This window comes from Cytobacillus oceanisediminis (assembly GCF_003182355.1).
Lineage (GTDB): Bacteria > Bacillota > Bacilli > Bacillales > Cytobacillaceae > Cytobacillus > Cytobacillus oceanisediminis_A.
Genome location: NZ_QGTW01000009.1, coordinates 165264 through 183966, shown reverse-complemented (window position 1 = coordinate 183966; position 18703 = coordinate 165264). Strand labels below are relative to the sequence as shown.

Annotated in this window: 19 protein-coding genes; all 19 read right to left on the bottom strand. The window is 43.1% G+C overall.

The window, feature by feature from the left end:
- Nucleotides 1-36: 36 nt before the first annotated feature.
- Nucleotides 37-1554 carry an osmoprotectant update ABC transporter permease/substrate-binding subunit OpuFB gene (opuFB, locus tag DFO73_RS17305; protein WP_110065967.1) on the bottom strand — a complete coding sequence of 506 codons (1518 nt, stop codon included), beginning with the start codon at nt 1552-1554 and terminating at the stop codon, nt 37-39.
- The gene (locus DFO73_RS17300) at nt 1554-2504 is read right to left on the bottom strand and encodes an ABC transporter ATP-binding protein (protein WP_110065966.1); all 951 of its coding nucleotides are present in this window, start codon (nt 2502-2504) and stop codon (nt 1554-1556) included. The genes opuFB and DFO73_RS17300 overlap by 1 nt, the downstream gene beginning before the upstream one ends.
- Before the next feature lie 206 nt (nt 2505-2710).
- Nucleotides 2711-3007 (bottom strand): hypothetical protein, encoded by a 297-nt coding sequence (locus tag DFO73_RS17295; protein WP_110065965.1) that lies wholly within the window; start codon nt 3005-3007, stop codon nt 2711-2713.
- Nucleotides 3008-3368: 361 nt separating this feature from the next.
- The gene (locus tag DFO73_RS17290; RefSeq protein ID WP_258309533.1) at nt 3369-3533 is read right to left on the bottom strand and encodes a hypothetical protein; all 165 of its coding nucleotides are present in this window, start codon (nt 3531-3533) and stop codon (nt 3369-3371) included.
- 285 nt (nt 3534-3818) lie between these two features.
- Nucleotides 3819-5009, bottom strand: coding sequence for an ABC transporter substrate-binding protein (locus DFO73_RS17285; protein ID WP_110065964.1), 1191 nt, complete (start codon nt 5007-5009; stop codon nt 3819-3821).
- Nucleotides 5010-5337: 328 nt separating this feature from the next.
- A complete protein-coding gene (locus tag DFO73_RS17280) occupies nt 5338-6045 on the bottom strand; it encodes an ABC transporter ATP-binding protein (protein WP_110065963.1) in 708 nt (235 codons plus the stop codon).
- Nucleotides 6038-6802 carry an ABC transporter ATP-binding protein gene (locus DFO73_RS17275; RefSeq protein ID WP_110065962.1) on the bottom strand — a complete coding sequence of 255 codons (765 nt, stop codon included), beginning with the start codon at nt 6800-6802 and terminating at the stop codon, nt 6038-6040. Before DFO73_RS17275 ends, DFO73_RS17280 begins: the two co-directional genes overlap by 8 nt.
- A 2-nt stretch (nt 6803-6804) precedes the next feature.
- Nucleotides 6805-7839 carry a branched-chain amino acid ABC transporter permease gene (locus tag DFO73_RS17270; protein WP_110065961.1) on the bottom strand — a complete coding sequence of 345 codons (1035 nt, stop codon included), beginning with the start codon at nt 7837-7839 and terminating at the stop codon, nt 6805-6807.
- 2 nt (nt 7840-7841) lie between these two features.
- On the bottom strand, nt 7842-8705 hold the full coding sequence (locus DFO73_RS17265) for a branched-chain amino acid ABC transporter permease (protein WP_110065960.1): 864 nt from the start codon (nt 8703-8705) through the stop codon (nt 7842-7844).
- Nucleotides 8706-9030: 325 nt separating this feature from the next.
- Nucleotides 9031-9762: a 2-phosphosulfolactate phosphatase gene (locus DFO73_RS17260; protein ID WP_110065959.1), complete on the bottom strand. Its 732-nt coding sequence runs from the start codon at nt 9760-9762 to the stop codon at nt 9031-9033.
- A 22-nt stretch (nt 9763-9784) separates the two neighbouring features.
- Nucleotides 9785-10840 (bottom strand): phosphotransferase family protein, encoded by a 1056-nt coding sequence (locus tag DFO73_RS17255; RefSeq protein ID WP_110065958.1) that lies wholly within the window; start codon nt 10838-10840, stop codon nt 9785-9787.
- A 90-nt stretch (nt 10841-10930) separates the two neighbouring features.
- Nucleotides 10931-12100 carry a thiolase family protein gene (locus DFO73_RS17250; RefSeq protein WP_110065957.1) on the bottom strand — a complete coding sequence of 390 codons (1170 nt, stop codon included), beginning with the start codon at nt 12098-12100 and terminating at the stop codon, nt 10931-10933.
- Nucleotides 12101-12129: 29 nt separating this feature from the next.
- The gene (locus DFO73_RS17245; RefSeq protein ID WP_110065956.1) at nt 12130-12903 is read right to left on the bottom strand and encodes an SDR family oxidoreductase; all 774 of its coding nucleotides are present in this window, start codon (nt 12901-12903) and stop codon (nt 12130-12132) included.
- 12 nt (nt 12904-12915) lie between these two features.
- Nucleotides 12916-14121: an acyl-CoA dehydrogenase gene (locus DFO73_RS17240; RefSeq protein ID WP_110065955.1), complete on the bottom strand. Its 1206-nt coding sequence runs from the start codon at nt 14119-14121 to the stop codon at nt 12916-12918.
- 259 nt (nt 14122-14380) lie between these two features.
- On the bottom strand, nt 14381-14788 hold the full coding sequence (locus DFO73_RS17235) for a MaoC/PaaZ C-terminal domain-containing protein (RefSeq protein ID WP_110065954.1): 408 nt from the start codon (nt 14786-14788) through the stop codon (nt 14381-14383).
- Nucleotides 14782-15234 (bottom strand): MaoC family dehydratase N-terminal domain-containing protein, encoded by a 453-nt coding sequence (locus DFO73_RS17230; RefSeq protein WP_110065953.1) that lies wholly within the window; start codon nt 15232-15234, stop codon nt 14782-14784. Before DFO73_RS17230 ends, DFO73_RS17235 begins: the two co-directional genes overlap by 7 nt.
- Nucleotides 15235-15258: 24 nt before the next feature.
- A complete protein-coding gene (fabG, locus tag DFO73_RS17225) occupies nt 15259-16023 on the bottom strand; it encodes a 3-oxoacyl-ACP reductase FabG (protein ID WP_110065952.1) in 765 nt (254 codons plus the stop codon).
- 33 nt (nt 16024-16056) lie between these two features.
- Nucleotides 16057-17232: an acyl-CoA dehydrogenase family protein gene (locus DFO73_RS17220; RefSeq protein ID WP_110065951.1), complete on the bottom strand. Its 1176-nt coding sequence runs from the start codon at nt 17230-17232 to the stop codon at nt 16057-16059.
- 232 nt (nt 17233-17464) lie between these two features.
- Entirely contained in the window at nt 17465-18673 is a 1209-nt protein-coding gene (locus tag DFO73_RS17215; RefSeq protein ID WP_110065950.1) for an iron-containing alcohol dehydrogenase, read from the bottom strand.
- Between the last annotated feature and the right edge of the window lie 30 nt (nt 18674-18703).

Below are 18703 nucleotides of genomic sequence, written 5' to 3'. Positions count from 1 at the left end.
GTCAGGAAAATTTCTTCCGAACGGTTTTCTTCATTCTTATTTAAGCAATCCTTCTTTCTCTAAATACTCTCTGGCTGTTTCCTCAGGACTTGCCCCATCAACATTAACTTTATAGTTCATATCACGCATTTCGTCATCGCTTATTTTCCCTCCCAGCCGATTTAAGGCTTTAACCACTTCCGGATAATTTTCAGCGGTTTCTTCTCTTACCATAGGTGCACCTTGATATGGCGGAAAAAGATTTTTATCATCCTCTAATACAGTGAGGTTATATCTTGCGATTTCACTATCGGTGGAGTATGCGTCCACCAGGTTGATTTCTCCTTTTTCAATTGCACCATACCGAAGCTTCGGTTCCATAGTCAGAACGGTTGGAAAATCAAGGCCATAAAGTTTTTGAATGCCTCGATATCCGTCTTCCCGATCGGAGAATTCAAGTGTAAAGCCAGCTTTAATATTTTGCTCAACAGCCTGGAGATCCGAAATAGTTTGAAGCTGAAACTCACTGGCCAATTGATCAGGTACTGCCAATGCATAGGTGTTATTAAAGGCCATTGGTTTTAGCAGCCTCATATCAAACTGTTCCTGCATCCCCTTTCTTGCCTGCTCATAAACCTCTTTACGATTCGTGCTTACGGCCGTTTCTTTTAAAAATTCAGCTATGGCTGTTCCCGTAAATTCTGGATACACATCGATGTTTCCTGACTTAAGAGCATTAAAGACAAACGAAGTTTTTCCTAATCCAGGCTGCAATTCCACGTTAAGATCTGTCTCATGTTCAATCAGAAGTTTGTACATATTTATAAGAATTTCCGGTTCTGAACCAAGTTTTCCGCCAATTACGATGTCCTCTTCAGACTCTTTTGTCAGTAAAGGTATAGCCATAACCAAAATCATCGCTGCGATAAATACACCCAATGCAGTGAGCGACCTTTTAAACGACATATGCTCAAATCGGCGCAGCAGCATATCAAAGAAGATGGCCAATATGGCTGCCGGAATCGCTCCAAGAACGATAAGAGCTGTGTTATTCCGGTCAATCCCAAGCAGAATAAGCTCTCCTAAGCCTCCAGCTCCAATTAAAGCGGCAAGAGTGGCTGTTCCAATAATTAAAACCATCGCTGTCCGGATCCCAGCCATAATGACCGGCATGGCCAGTGGAAGCTCTACCTTCATGAGCCTTTTTCGCCTGTTCATGCCCATGGCTTTTGCCGCTTCGATGATGGAATCATCCACTTCCTTAATGCCTGTATATGTATTTCTCAGAATTGGCAGAAGTGCGTATACGACTAATGCAATAATGGCCGGCACTTTGCCTATCCCGAATAAGGGAATCAGGAGGCCCAGCAAAGCTAATGAGGGAACGGTCTGCAATACGGCTGTTACCCCAATGATCCCTTCTGCGATTTTTTCCTTTTTTGTCAGATAGATCCCCAGCGGAATCGCAATAAGAACCGCAAAAAATAAAGAGATAACGGAAATCTGGATATGCTCAACAAGCACACTTAAAAGCTGACCTATCCTTTCATTGAAAACAGAACTGAAGGTGTTCATTATCTCACCTCTTTCTGCATTGTGCCTGCAAGCTGGCGAATGACGGACTGTCTGTTGACCATTCCGATAATCGCTCCGTTCTCTTCAACAGCGAGCTGGTCATGATGGGTAAGCAGCTCAAGGGTTTCATTCAAAGAAGCTGATGCAGAAATCGTTGCCTCAGTCTCTCTTTCTTCTAAAATGGGAACGATCAGATTTTGCAGATTGAACTCTCTAAACACTGGTTCATGCTTATCCCCTACGAATTGACGGACAAATTCATTCTCCGGATTTGCAAGCAGATCATCCGGTGTGCCCACTTGAACGATTTCTCCATTCTTCATGACGCAAATGCGGTCGCCAAGCTTTAAAGCTTCCTTCATATCATGCGTGACAAAGACAATGGTTTTCTTTATTTTTTGCTGAAGGTGGAGAAGATCGTCCTGAAGCTTTTCCCTGCTAAGGGGATCCAGCGCACTAAAAGGCTCGTCCATCAAGATGATGGGCGGATTGGCTGCAAGTGCTCTAGTTACGCCTACTCGCTGCTGCTGTCCCCCGGAGAGTTCATGCGGTTTGCGGCTGCGGTAAATTTCCGGCTCCAACCCTACCATTTCCAATAACTCATCAATCCGTTTCTTGATTTTATCCTGTTCCCAGTTCTTTAGTTCCGGGACGATTGCAATATTTTCCCCGATCGTCATGTGGGGGAAAAGGGCAATCTGCTGAAGGACATAGCCAATATCCCAGCGCAATTCATGAATATCATAATCACTTATCCTTTTGCCATTAATGGATATTGTTCCTTCTGATAAAGGAATTAGTCTATTAATCATTTTTAGCAGGGTTGTTTTTCCAGACCCGCTCGGCCCTATAATAACGAAAAACTCTCCTGCTTTTATATGTAAGTTGATGGAATTAACAGCATTGGTTCCATCTGGATACTTTTTTGACACATGGTCAAACTGAATCATTTCTCCACCCCTCTATTGTGATAACTTCTGGATTATTCCCTAATCTGATTATTGAAAACCAGGCTTATTATTTTATTACACCAGAACGTTATACTATCATACAAATAAATTGGCTGTTTATCCATTATGGTTTGGTCAGCAAAAATGGAAGAGCATCCATAAAAAAGACAGCCTCCATTATAAAGAGACTGCCTCAAAATCATTTCTCAGGCAAGTGATCTGTTCAAGTTCTTAAAGAGACCCGGAAAGTCTTTTCCTATCGTTTCGCGAATATCCCCCAGCGCCAGCCGGTGAATAGGATAGGCTTTTATTTTTTTTAATGTTGAATGAGGATTGCCTTTAAAAACATTGACTGTCTTTTCTACAAATCTTTCCTGCTGAAATAAATGGTTATTTCGATTGGCAAAGATTTTGTTTTCTGTCTGCTCATAAATAATGTAATAGTCTTCAATGACTTCACCATGGAACATTTCCTTCGTTTCAATTACTTCGTATACTTTCATCGATACTAATCTCCCTTTTTAAATTAATTTGGCTCTTTTCTTAAGATAGATGATGTTTATAATGTTATCCGTTGATTTCCGGCTGCGGGTTCCTGCTTTCCGCGGGGAGGAATGAGAGCCTCCTCGGCTTCGCCTGCGGGTCTCCTACTCCCTCACTTCCGGCAGGAGTTAAGTACCCTCCGCTTCAATCAACTCAGTGGTTAAACTAGTTAGCCGGCTTAAAGAGAAGGCCCTTTGAAAATAGCCCTTAATTTAGAGTGACGAAAGTGATTATTCATTTCCAATGGCAAAACCAGCAGCTTTTAATTCTGATACTATGAATTTGACATTTTGAACATGCCTCCTCAGTCAAAAATTCGGTCTATTGGCTTAATGCAGGACTCTTCAGGATCTCGATACTCGCTGCACCTGTTAACTGGTCTGCCTTAACATCAGCATTCCTTACAGCCGGAACCACTCTGCTATCCAGCGGATCAGGGATCACATAATCCTTGTTGTAGTTTATTATATAATGAGATTTATCCATAAATGAAATACATATAATTTATAATCATTATTCCTTTAAGTTATAAGGTAAACCTATTAAGAGGACCCAGGACATTGAGTAAGCATCAGTGAATTTGCACCGCACGAAGGAAATGGGGCATTTTCGAGAAGTCTCGCTCCTTCCGTTCCAATTTTAACAGAATGCCAATACCAATATTGACCTTTAACAAAGCCTGAAAAAAAGAAGCTGGCATATATACCAGCTTCTATCTTCTATTCTTTCTGCATTTATAGGAGGTCAGCCAATTGACTATAAGGACTGCTCTTACTCTACCTTTATAGGCACAATTTTGCCATCCTCAATTGCTGCCACAGTCAATTCCGCATCAAATCCGCCTTGCTCATCAATCGTCGGGATGAGATATACCTTCTTGTCTTCAGGCATATTATCCAAACCGTCCTGCATATGTGCCATGATTTTCTCAGGGTCATCTGCTGTGCCGGCAGCTTTCATCGCTTCAATAAACGCATAAGTTGCAAAATAATTTAAACCAGCTTCGGAGCCCGGATCTACATTATATTTCTCATTATAGTTTTTAACAAAATTTGGAACCCCCGGGCTATCGGAATTAACCAGCGGCATAACCCCTACTGCACCGTTTAGGACATCATATGTGTCTGTCACTTTCTTCATTTCATCAAATTTGGCCTGGTCCATCACAATGAAACCGCCCTTGAAGCCAAGTTCTCTTGCCTGTTTTGCAACTTTTGCGGTTGGTTCAGACGGTCCGCCGATAAATAATACATCAGGGTTTTCTTTTAACGCATTCGTGACAATTGTGAAAAAATCTGTTTCTTTTGCAAAGTCAATCGAAGAATTGTAGACCACTTTGCCGCCCTGTTCCTCCCAATATGGCTGCAGTTCTTCAGCCCAGTCTTTTCCATATTGTGATGCAGTCGGAAGAAAGGCAATCTTCTTTCCGAATTTTCCCATTGCATATTGGGTGAAAGGTTCAATATAACCATCATATCGCGGTGGAATTCGAACGGTTAATTTGTTTCCATTTTCAGTGATCTGCGGTTCACTTGTATATGCGCCAATAATGAATTTTTCCATCTGGTTAAATACCTGAAGAGCAGCAACTCCGCCGCTGTGAGGTGTGAAAATAATTGGAGTCTTATTTTCCTGCATCAGCCTCTTGGCATTGGCGCCTGCTTCATTTGGCAAATATTTATCATCTAACGATACAACATTCAGTTTATATTTTTTTCCATTAACTTCAAATCCGCCCGCATCGTTTATTTCTTCAGCTGCCATTTTTACACCATTCAGTGTACGCTCTCCATAAAAGGCAGCTGGGCCGCTTAAAGGCCCCGTGTATCCTATATTGACTGTCCCCTCATCGTTTGAACCGGCTTTCTCTCCATTTGCTGTTGTCTGCTGCGAGGAACTGCATGCTGAAAGGCTTATCATTAAGGCAAATATTACACTTAAAAAGACCCATTTTCCTGGCATATTGAACATTTCCCCCTTATTTTTAATAGCTCTGTTAACCTTGTTAGTTGATTTCCATTCCCATGTTTGCTTTCCGCAGGCGGTCTGACGCTCCTCGGCGCGTGTGCGTCTGTGTGGTCTCCCTTTTCGCTCTCCCGCGGGACATATTGGATTAGCTTCTTCGAATATGCACTGCATGAAGAAAATGCGAAGGCATTTTCGAGGGTTCCACGTCTTCTCCTCCAATCAACAGTGTGAAAATATTAAACGAAGCTTTAATATTTTTTAAATTTTAGAATATTCCGAACTTTATAGACGCGGCCATCACCTCCTATAAGCCAACATTGGCTTATGCACCAATATAAGCTTTCCTTACTTCATCATTCGAAAATAGCTCTTCCGAGGTACCTTCAAGGACCACTGAACCGTTTTCAAACACATAACCTTTATCTGCGATTTTCAAAGCGGCATTTGCATTTTGCTCTGCCAGGAGAATGGTGGTGCCCTCACGGTTAATTTTCTGGATTACTTCAAACATTTGCTCAACAATCAATGGTGCAAGTCCGATTGATGGTTCGTCCAGCAGCATCAGCTTTGGCTTTGCCATCAGTGCCCTGCCGATTGCCAGCATTTGCTGCTGGCCGCCGCTTAACGAACCCGCCATGTCATTCTGCTTTTCTCTTAAAATCGGAAATAACTCAAAAACATACTCCATTGAATCTTTCGTCTTATTCCTGTGACTCCTGTGAACATATGCACCCATTTTTAAGTTTTCGTATACAGTCATCATTGGAAATAGCCTTCTTCCCTCGGCACATTGGACAATTCCTGACTTGACAATTTTATCTGGAGAGCTTTTGGATATGGAGCTTCCTTCGAAAAGAATACTTCCCGAAGAAGCTTTGTTAAGGCGGCTGATTGTCCTGAAAACTGTACTTTTCCCAGCTCCGTTTGCACCTAGCAGGACAACGATCTCTCCAGCTGAAACATCAATGTTCACATTTTGGACTGCTGTAAAACTGCCATATTTTACGGATACATCCCTTAATTCAAGCACTCGCGCTCCCTCCCAGATATGCCTTTATGACAGTAGGATTATTCCTTATTTCCTCAGGAGTTCCCTCCGCAATCTTTTCACCATAGTTTAAAACCATGATTTTATCTGCCAATTTCATAATCATCCGCATTTTGTGCTCAATAAGACATACTGTTATGCTGTTTTGGACCATTTTTTCCATCAATTCCGCCAATCCTTCGGTCTCTTCCGGATTTACACCTGCTGCAGGCTCATCAAGAAATACAATTTCAGGGTCTGTTGCGAGTGCAAGAGCAAACGCAGTGCGTTTTTTCTCTTCCTGTGTCAAACTGCCAACAAGTTTATCTTCTACTTTTTTCAATCCAGCAAATTCGATAACTTCCATGGCTTTCACACGGCATTGTTCTTCTTCATGCTTCAGCCTTGGAGTCCTGAAAATCGCGTCGATCAAAGTGGATTTTGTCCTTAACCGGTGACCGACAATTACATTATCAAGAACCGTTGATTGTTCAAATAGATTGGTAGTCTGAAAGGTCCTGGCTATACCCAGCTTAGCGATCTTATTGGAAGGCAGAGAAGTTATATCCTGCCCTTTAAAAAACACTTTTCCAGAACTGGGAGAATGGAAGCCGCTCATTAAATTAAAAAAGGTAGATTTACCAGCCCCATTCGGGCCGATGATCGCATTAATCTTCCCCTGTTCAATAGAAAAATCAACATTATTGACAGCAGTCAAGCCTCCAAATCTTTTTGTTAAATTTCTCGTTTCCAGGAACATCCTTACCCCTCCTTTACTTGATTTTCAGGTGCTATTTCACTGCTGGCAAAGCGGTCATCCTTTTGGGTATCCTTGAGGGCAAGCTGTTTCGTTCTACCTGCCCGCTTATTATTCCAGCTGGCAATGGCACCAACGATCCCACGGGGATAAAAAATAACGAGCAGCGTAAGAACAGGTCCAAAAATGAGCATTCTGTAATCCTGCAAAAATTGCAGCTGCTGAGAAATCCATACAACTAAAACAGTCCCGACAATCGGTCCTGAAAGTGTTCCGATTCCGCCAACCAGCAAATATGTCAGCAGATCAAAAGTAATAACGGTATGCCCAATATCCGGACCTATAAAGCGGATGAATGACGCATAAAGAGCACCTGATAATCCTGCAAAAAAAGTGGATAGCACAAATGCAGCCAGCTTATTCTTTATTGTCGAAATTCCAATGGTCTGGGCAAGCTCCTCGCTATTGCGTATAGCAATATACGTTCTTCCAGTCAGTGAATGGATAATCCGATACATGACCAGAACGGACAGAAGCAAGATAGACAAGACCAGGTAGTATTGCGACAATGGTGTCTGAAATGAAATCGGTCCGATGTTTCCTGGTGCAGGAATCCCAATCAGTCCCCGGACCCCTTCGGTTAAACTATCCCATTTATCAATGACTAAATAAATGATATAGCCGACACACAAGGTGTAAATCGCAAAGAAATGTTCCTTGGTCCTTAACGCAATGAGGCCCACCAAAAAGCCTATAACACTGGTAATGACAAGTGCCAGTACAAAAGCAACCCAAAAATTCATCTGCGTTTTTACAGTCAGCAAGCCGAGCGAATATGCACCAATCGCGAAAAAGCCCGCATGTGCCAAGGATAAATACCCAGTATAGCCAGCCAATAAATTTAAGCCATACACACCGATCATCCAGATGAATGAAAGTGTCATCACATGAACCAGGTATTCATTTTGTGTAAGCAGAGGAAAGAAAATGGCAAATAACAGCATTGCCAGAATGATATATTGCCGTTTTAATATTTTCATCTTCAATGCCCTCCCTTTGCAAACAGGCCGGTAGGCTTAATTGATAAGATAATGACCAGGAGGATAAATGCAATGATATCTTTATAATCATTTGAAATATAGGTTGCCCCTAGGCTTTCTGAAAATCCCAAAATATAGCCCCCTACAATCGCACCAGGTATGCTTCCCATTCCCCCAAGAATAATGATGACGAAAGCTTTCAGAATGACCAGGTGGCCCATTCCTGGAAAGACTAGGTTAATAGGTGCGGCCAGGGAGCTTGCGATGGCTGCCAGCCCTCCCGAAATCAGGAACGTAAGGATTGCCACTCGGCTTGTATTAATTCCAACCAGGTTAGCACCGTCCCGATCCTGTGACATCGCAATGATAGTTGCCCCGGTAAAGGTTTTCTTCAGAAACATATATAGGAGAAGCATGACCACAATAGCTGAAACGATAATCAATAGCCTTTGCATTGTAAATGTCAGCCCGAAAAGCTGAACGACCTGACCGTATGGAGATGGCATCGTTTGATATTCAGCACCCCAGACATATTGAGCAAAAGCTTCCAAAAATAGCAGAATGCCTATAGCAGCAATTTTGTCATGAATAGGAGGGGCATTTCTTAATGGATGAAAAACGAGCCTTTCCATTAGCACGCCGATTAAACCAACTGCTAAAACAGAAACAAGAATGGCCAGCCAGTAATGAAGGCCGTAATTCACCATCATCATTAAGGTAATATAGCCACCCATCATGTACAAAGCGCCATGTGCAAAGTTTGGAATATGAAGGATACCATATACTAGGGTCAGCCCCAGGGCAACAAGTGAATATACACTTCCGATTGTCAGCCCATTGAACAGCTGCTGAATCAAAATCTCCATCATTCTCCTCCTTTATTGTTTAATAGTTTTTTATACAGACGGCATTAAATAATGAAAAGAATATTTTCCTCACCTGCCTTTTTGCTTTATTCTATTCCATGTTCGGTAATAACCCTTTCATCTTTGATCCTCAATATTGGTCAGCTTTTCCGCCTTGCTTGGCTGCTTGCATGATTGTTTCAAATACCTTTATTGCCTATCAGGAGTCTGCTCTTCAATTGACGGTGCCGGATATTTGGCGAATGCCTCCAGCAAGGCTTTAACTCCTGTTTTAACGGCATCAAGTGTGTCTCCTTTTATGTAAACGCTATCAATTGATGGTTGCTTAAACGGAGATAATATATTTTTTCCCTTCCAGCTTGGGAATCACTGTAAATGCACCTTCCTGTGAGATAAAATCAATTTCCTTTTCAAACCCATTTCTGGAAAGCATTTGGCCAACACGCGAAGCTTTTAATACATCGGCACCATTCTGTTTGTTTGTTTGATAGAACCTATGGGAAGCTATAGCAGAGTCAGTAAGATCGATTTCACCGTTATACTGTTTCAAAAGGGAATCAATGAAGCATCCTGCCCCAAAGAAGTCTTCCAAATTAAATTCATTCGATGAGCCCGAGCAAACCAAGATGATTGTCTCACCCTTGTATTCTTTTAAAATATGATTTGCAACTGCCCTGGAATTGAGCAGGGAAGCAGCATAGACAGCGTTTGCTTCTGAGGAATTCTTGAGGGCTACTGTTCCGTTTGTTGTCGATAGTATGATGGTTTTTCCTTGGATCTTTTCTTTTAATGCAAGTGGATTGGGAGAGAGGAAGCCATCAATCGTTTTCCCCTGGTATTCCCCGACCAGAACAAAACTGCCCTCTTCCATCCCCTTTGATTCTTCTTCAGCTGCAGTGCCATCCAGAACCGGGATAACCTCTTTTGCTCCGAATGCCAGAGCAGAGACGACAGTAGAAGTTGCCAGCAAAACATCAAAAACGACGACAATTTTATTGTTGTGCATTTTATTGCTGTCAATGTCTTCCTTCTTTAACAGAAGATGAATCTTCATCATGTTCAGCACCCCAATCCGTTTTTCATTTCTTATCAGCTGTATAAAGTGAATATTGAATCAGGCCGCTTACAAAATCATCAAGTCTTGAAAACCGTTCATCCTTTGTCTGTCCTTTTTTCCATCTGTAATATATCTGCTGGCAAATAACCGCAAGCTTAAAGTAGGCAAAAGTTAGATAAAAATTCATATTTGTCAAATCCCTGCCGCTTTTCTTGGCATAGCTCTCCATAAACTCATCTCTGGTCATAAATCCCGAAGTGGCTGTGATTGGCGGCTTTCCCATGCCCCTTTTCAAAAGCTCAGAATCATCAGGCTCAATCCAATAGCACATTGCGACACCTAAATCTGCAAGCGGATCCCCGACGGTAGTCATCTCCCAATCGAACAGCCCGACCATTTGCTTTAATTGCTCATCAAACATTGAATTGTTTAACTTGTAATCATAATGGATTATAGCTGGTTCTTCTGATTCAGCGACATGAGTGATCATCCATTTCTTCAGCTTCTCCACACCCTCAATGTCGTCCGTTTTAGCCTTTTCATACCGCTGAATCCATCCACTGACCTGCCTTTTCATGAACCCTTCCGGCCTGGTTATCTCTGTTAACCCTGTTTTTGTATAGTCGATATTATGAAGAGCCACGAGATGATCGACCATCGTTTCTGACAAGTTTCTGCAGATTTCTTTTGTCGGGACAACCCCTTCAGGGAAATCGGTATCTAAAACGATCCCTTTTTTTCTTTCCATTATAAAAAATGGAGTCCCCATTACACTTTTATCTGCATATAAAAAAGGCTTAGGAGCTGCCTGGAAATGCGGGCTGATTTCTTCCAGTATCCGGTATTCTCTTTCCATGTCATGAGCTCTTGGGGCAACTGGCCCTAAAGGCGGACGTCTTAAAACCGCTTCCCAATTACCTAATTTCAGCAAATAGGTTAAATTTGACTTTCCAAAACTAAATTGTTCAACAGTTAGAGGTTCTTCAGGAAGGTTGGGTAAATGCTCTCTCATAAATGTCTCAATTGCTGCAGCATCCAATTCTTCCCCTTTTCTGATAGGAATCGTATCAGAAGCCATAAAGCCCATCCTCCTTTCTTCATAATATTTTTGTGGCTATCCTGCAAAGGGGAGACAGCTGTTTTAGCGTTTATATCTCCCCATTTGTTATTATTCTCGCTCAATAATGGTTGCAATTCCCTGACCGCCGCCAATACAAGCCGTAATTAATGCATATCTCCCGCCTCTTCTTTCGAGCTCATACACTGCCTTTGTAATCAGAATGGCTCCTGTTGCTCCTAATGGATGCCCATGAGCAATGGCACCGCCGTTCACATTCACTTTTTCCATATCCATGTTAAGCTCACGGTTACAGGCAATAACCTGAGCAGCAAAGGCCTCGTTGATTTCAATGAGATCCATGTCGTCCAGTGTTAGCCTAGATTTCTCAAGAACTTTCCTTACTGCTGGGACAGGACCTATTCCCATGATGTTTGGATCCACCCCTGCCAAAGCTTGTTCTCTTATTACAGCCAAAGGCTTTACATCGAGTTCTGCTGCTTTCTCCCTTGACATGACAACAAGTGCAGCTGCCGCATCGTTCAGGCCTGAACTGCTGCCTGCCGTAACGGTACCTCCCTGTAAAAATGCCGGCTGCAGCTTGGATAAAGCTTCAAGTGTTGTTTGCGGGCGAGGGTGCTCATCTCTTTTAAATAGGAACGGGTCCCCTTTTTTTACAGGAATTGTAATAGGGACAATCTGTTTTTCGAAACGTCCATCTTCCATGGCATAGGCCATTTTTCTCTGGCTTGAGAGGGAGAATTCATCCTGCTCCTCCCTGCTGATTGAATATTTTTCAGCGAGATTTTCCGCTGTGATCCCCATTGGCGGATCTCCTATTTCTTTTGGGGAAAGCTGTGATTTTCTGAACCTGGGCGGGACTGGACTATAAGATTTTTCGGGGCGATCCATCAGGTACGGTGCTCTGCTCATACTTTCTATGCCGCCTGCTAGGTAAACATCGCCATTGCCCGCGCGTATTGCCTGTGCTGCAAGGTTTACGGCATTGATTCCGGACCCGCACTGACGATCGATTGTCATGCCAGGCAATTCGAGGGAGAGGCCAGCTTGCAAGGCCGTCAGCCTAGCGATATTCCCGCCTCCGCTAATGACATTTCCCATAATGACATCATCGATTTCACCAGGCTCAACATTTGCACGTCTTATAGCTTCTTTCAGCACTTCCGCTCCAAAGACATGCGCTGGAATTGTAGCCAGCGCACCTCCCTGCTTCCCGATTGCCGTCCTGACTGCTGACACAATGACTGCATCTCTGTTCATTTCAATTGACCTCCTTTTTGCGATTTAGTTTATAGCACATGCGTTCCGCCATCCACGACAATAACATCACCAGTAATATAATCCGAGGCTGGAGCAGCCAAAAATACAGCTACACCTTTAAGGTCTGTATCCGAACCAAATTTCCTTAACGGAGTTCCTTCCAGAATTCCGCTGCCCCCTTTCTCCAGCAAAACTTTGGACATTTTTGTCGGGAAAAATCCCGGCGCTATCGCATTAACATAAATGCCGCGAGGCCCCCACTTTACGGCTAGGTCCTTGGTAAAAGTAATTACAGCCCCCTTACTGGAGTTGTATCCGATGGCATTCATATATTCGGGGTTAGACCCTTTAAGTCCAGCTACTGAGGCAATGTTGATTATTTTTCCGGATCCCTGCTCCAGCATCACCTTACCCGCTGCCTGCGACATTAAAAAGGTTCCAGTTACATTCACATTGATGACCTTTTGCCAGGCTTCGAGCGGCATTTCTTCGACCGGTGCCCCCCATGAGGCACCGCTGTTATTGACGAGAATATCTATGCTGCCGAATTTTTCCATGCTTTGATCGACTACATTCTTCACATCTTCAGGATTTGTGATATCACATTTTAAAGCCATGGAATTTACGCCTAGCCCCTTTAGTTTTTGGCTAACCTCTTCACATGCTTCCAGTTTTCTGGAACAAACGACGACATTGGCTCCTGCTTCAGCAAAACCTATCGCGATTTGTTCCCCCAGCCCTCTGCCGCCTCCAGTTACGATCGCGGTTTTTCCTGTTAAGGAAAATAACTCCTTCACATGCATAATCAAGCCTCCCTACATATATTTTTTCAATTCATATCGTGCAATGGCTCTCTTGTGAACCTCATCCGGCCCATCAGCCAATCTCAGCGTCCGGATATTTGCCCAAGCGGCTGCCAATGTATAGTCCTCACTGACCCCTGCTGCTCCAAATGCCTGGATAGCCCGGTCAATGACTTTTAAGGCCATATTTGGCGCAACTACTTTTATCATCGCTATTTCAGCTTTTGCCTCTTTGTTGCCGACTGTATCCATCATGAAAGCCGCCTTGAGTGTAAGCAGCCTGGCCTGTTCAATGTCAATTCTCGCTTCTGCAATCCATTCCTGGATAACCCCTTGTTCAGACAGCTTCTTTCCAAAGGCAACCCTGTCCTGAACACGCTTACACAATTCCTCTAAAGCTCGTTCTGCAGCACCGATGGTTCTCATGCAATGATGGATCCTGCCTGGGCCTAAACGCCCCTGTGCTATTGCGAATCCCTTGCCTTCCCCCAAAAGCATATTTGCTGCAGGCACACGCACATTCTTAAATTCAATTTCCGCATGTCCATGGGGTGCATGGTCATAACCGAACACAGGCAAAACCCTTTTAATCGTCACACCAGGAGTATCCAGCGGCACCAAGATCATGGATTGCTGTTCATGCTTAGGGGCAGAAGGATCATTTTTACCCATAACAATGGCAATTTTGCAGCGGGGATCACCGGCACCAGACGACCACCATTTTGTTCCGTTTATGATATACTCGTCTCTATCCCGAACGATGCTTGACTGGATGTTCGTTGCATCAGATGAGGCTACATCCGGCTCAGTCATTGAAAAACACGAGCGGATTTCTCCTCTTAGGAGCGGCTGCAGCCATTGCTGTTTTTGTTCCTCAGTCCCATAGCGGACTAAAACCTCCATATTGCCTGTATCGGGAGCTGCGCAATTGAAAACCTCAGGTGCCATACTGGATCTCCCCATAATTTCACAAAGAGGAGCATACTCAATATTCGATAACCCTCCGCCATATTCGCTTTCTGGCAAAAACAGGTTCCAAAGCCCCGCTTCTTTCGCCTTTTCTTTTAGCTCTTCCATGATTGGAGGAACTTTGGAAAAACGATCACTTTTACCAATTTGCTCCTTATATACGTTCTCATTTGGGTAGATAAACGCTTCCATAAATTCTGTCAGCCTTGCTTCCAATTCCTTAACTTTCTCGGAATGATTGAAATTCATGAATCCCACCTCTTTATTAAAAGTACTCATACTGACTAGTTGGTATTTTACTAGTTTGCAATTTGCAAGGTTTTTAGTATATTTAGTCTTATCTTCTGATTTTAGGGTCATCATTTTCTATTTTTTTCATTGTTAAGTTTACTGGTTTTAATAGCCTCTGGAGTCTATATATGTGAGTCGAATGATTGATAAACCCTCTTAGAGGATACCTTTATACCCAGCAATTGCTGCCGGGTATGAGCTTCCAAAATAAAATTCTTTAATCGAGATACGTATAAAAGAATACCTCTCCTTTTATCACTTCGTTTCCATTTTGGTTTAAAGCCTTTACATTGAAACGCGAGATGCTAACCTTTCTCTCTGTGAGCTCTGCTTTAAGTGTAATCACATCATTCAGGAAAACCATCCCTTTAAAACGAATTGTATAATCCTGAATAAAGCCCTCCTGATAATAAGAACTAAATAGCTTTGCCAGATTTCCCATTGTCCACATTCCGTGTGCAATAATACCCGGCAGCCCAGCTTTTGCTGCTTCACTGTCAATCGTATGGATGGGGTTATAGTCGCCTGAAGCTCCGGCATATTTAATCAAAGTAAGCCGATCGACCGGTTCAAGCTGAATGTCCTCCAATTCGTCGCCTATATGAAGCTCTTCAATTGCTACCATCCGATCAGCACCTTTCTTACCGCTTCTGTGATAATAACGGTTTGAGTTGAGGTAAAAACAACTTTTCCCATCTCGTCCTCCCCAAAGCTTTCGAGTACAAGAAACCCCATCTCGCCATGAGTTCCCTTTTTCTCAAAATAATTTTTCACCTCTGAATAGCAGATGATTTCTTCCCCAACCAGCAATGGTCTTTCGTAATGATACGTTTGTTCCCCGTGTATAAGGCCTTTGTTTGGCAGGTTGAGTCCCTCAATCGTTCCGTAATCAAACACCCTCGGAAAGGTTGGAGGGGCTATATTCCGGTTATACCTTGAATTCCTGCCCGTTTCCTCATCGACAAAAATCGGATGGAGATCACCGATTGCTTCTGCAAATTTTTTGACAGCACCACGCTCAACAATGTTTTTCACTTTTTTGGATCGCTTTCCTATATGCTGCTGGAACAATTGATCTACACCTCACTTTTATGATTAATTCTTAGGGCCCCCTGCAACGTAAATAACCTGACCGTTAACAAAGGATGAATTCTCATCAGCAAAAAATGCCACCGCATTGGCAATATCCGCAGGTTTTCCGCTTCTGCCGACTGGAATGTTTGCAACACTGGCTTTAATCAGATCATCAAAAGAAATACCAATTCTTCCGGCTGTTTCCTTTGTCATCTCTGTTTCGATAAAACCTGGAGCAACCGAATTTGCAGTAATCCCATATTTTCCAAGTTCAATAGCCAGCGTTTTTGTGAACCCCTGCAGCCCTGCCTTCGCAGCTGCATAATTTGCCTGTCCCCGATTACCAAGGGCGGAAGTAGAAGAAATATTGATGATCCGCCCATATTTTTTTTCAACCATGTATTTCTGAGCAGCCCGTGCTGCATTGAATGACCCTTTAAGATGTACATCCATGACGGTTTGCCAATCAGAATCCGTCATTTTAAATAGAAGATTATCACGGATGACACCGGCATTATTGACCAGTATATCTACTGAACCAAATGTTTCATGAACTTCTTTGAATACATCGTTAACCTGGTCAGGGTCTGTAACATCTGCAACCTTTGCCAAACAATCGTATCCTTTTTCCTGCAGCTCTTTTGCTGTTTCTCCAAGAGCTTCCTCATTCAAATCTATAAATGCGACTTTAGCCCCTTCTTCCGCAAAGAGCTGGACGACCCCTTTTCCGATTCCACGGCTTCCCCCAGTGATAAAAGCTACTCTTCCTTCAAACCTGCCCGCCATTTTCATTCCTCCCTTTCCTTTGAAAATTAATTTCTATACGAATTGGCCAAGTTTCACGTGGCCTTTTATCAGATTTCTAGCAATGATCATACGCTGGATTTCATCTGTTCCATCATAGATTCTCCACAATCTGGCTTCCCGGTACCATCTTTCAATCGGCAATTCCCTTGTATAGCCCATTCCCCCGTGGATTTGCATGACACGGTCTACAACACGGTTACCCATATTCGCGCCATATAGTTTCGCCATTGACGCCATGTGGCGGTTATCCTCACCTGCATCAAGCGTATACGCTGCATTTAGGACAAGCCATCTAGCTGCTTCAATCTCTACTGCAGAATCAGCAATCTGCCATTGAATTGCTTGTCTTTCAGCAATCGGTTTTCCAAATGTAATGCGTTCTTTCGCATATTCGATGGCCATTTGAAGCAATCTTTCTGCGGCACCAATTGCCCTCGCTCCAACCACCCATCTTGCAAACCCGATCCATTCCAGCCCCAAATTATAACCGCCATCTACTTCACCTAAAATATTTTCTTCCGGGACTCTGACATTATCAAACACGAGACTTGCCGGACCCCATTCACCCATCGTATGTATATACTCGGATTTCCAGCCCATGTCACGGTCGACGATAAAACAGGTAACGCCATCACGCCCTGTTGCCTGATGCTTTTCTTTATCAGTAATCGCAATGACCATTACAAAATCCGCTTCATTCCCGCCTGTAATAAAAGTCTTCTCGCCATTTAATATCCACTCATTGCCTTCCTTTACTGCAGTCATTCTGATATTGCGGGTATCTGAACCGGCTCCAGGTTCAGTCATTGCAAAGCATGATTTTTTCTCGCCCTCAATCGTTGGAATTAAATATTTTTGTTTCTGCTCCTCATTTGCATAGTAGAGGATATTATCAGCAGATCCGCCGAATTGAAAAGGGACAAATGTCTTGGATACTTCCATCAGTACGATCGCCATCATCATCTGTCCCAAATCGGCTCCGCCATATTGCTCTGGCGTATTGATCCCCCAGAAGCCTGCTTCCTTTGCCTTTAATTGCAGTTCTTTCAATTTACCTGGCGGAAGGCTTGGTTTTCCTTCTCTTTCATTTCTTAGGACATCATTTTCAAGTGGAATTAACTCCTTCTCAACAAACTTGCGAATCGTTTTCTGAACCATCTTTTGTTCTTCTGTAAGGCGTAACTGCATTCTTTTCACTCCTATCTAATCTTGTAAACTTTTAATTATTTTCTATTAATCTTTATGATTGAATTTTTAAATACATACCTACCGGTTGGTATGTATCACTATTCTAGATTGAAATTTCAGAAAAATCAAGCTTTTTAGCTATATTTAGCACCGTTTAACTAAAAAACTTCCACGTTTAGTATAGAAAGAACGAAATTCCAGCGACAGCCCCATAATATCAATCTGCTAAACACTATTTTATATGAATGGGGGCAACCATACGGCCAACAGCCTGGATCAGCTCCTTCGGTATTGGAAAAGCGGCAGCTGCAGGGTCCTTTTCTACTGCATTCTCTGCTTGCTTTAGACCCTCTTCCGTAAGACTGTAAGCTGAAAAATCACTTGGAAGACCGGTCTTATGCTGAAGCAGGCGCAGTTTTTCAATGACTTTTCCTAAGACTTCCTCCCGATCCTCATTTGCACCTGTCCTGACATTCATAGCACCAGCTAGTTCTGTTATCTTAGGGAGATACAGATCTGGCAGCATTTCCATGACCACAGGCAGGAAAACGGCATTTGCCAGGCCATGGGGAATCCGAAAGAGAGCTCCATAAGCATGAGCAAAATTATGAACTGGGATGGCATTTAAGGCACAGCTAAATGCGGTAATACCCATTAAACTGGCAAAAAGCATTTCCATTCTTGCATGAATATTTTCTCCGTTTGTAACCGCGGCAGGCAGATTTTGTTCAATCAGCCTAATTGCCTGAAGTGCATGCGCATCTGTCAAGGCGGTTGCAATCGGCGAAGCCAGAGCTTCAATGGCATGTGTCAGTGCATCAAATCCTGTAAATGCTGTAATGGCAGCCGGCAGTCCGACAGTCAGCTCTGGATCCAGAACGGCTATATCAGAACTAATGTAAGGATTGATGATGTTGCCTTTCATTTTGGTATCTTCATTATAAATTACCGCAATGGGGGAAACCTCCGAACCAGTACCTGCAGTTGTAGGCATGGCAATATGCGGAATCGGAATATGGTTTGCATCTGGAAATTGTTCAAATAATATACCCTTGGGAATCACAGTCTTTATGTCTGAGAATCCTTTATGCAATGCGTATTTTACCCCTTTTACCGTGTCCAGGACACTTCCGCCCCCGACAGCCAGCAGCGCATCTGCACCAACTTCCCTTGCATAAGAGACTGCGTTGTTTACCGAACTGCTCTCTGCATCCTGGGCAATATCCAGATAAATCCCTGCTAGTTCAGGTCCAGATCCTTTTGATGCAGATTCAAAAATTTTCGCTGTTTTTTCCACTATGCCTGCTTTCTCAAGACCCCTGTCACTAAATAGAACAACCCTTTTTGCGCCTAAACCGCGGAATAAATCAGGAATATAGGCCCGTGAATTTGAACCGCTGTAAATAACAGTGCGCTGCATAAACGGAGATAATGCTTGCATACTTTCACCTCTAAACCCTTTATAAATTTG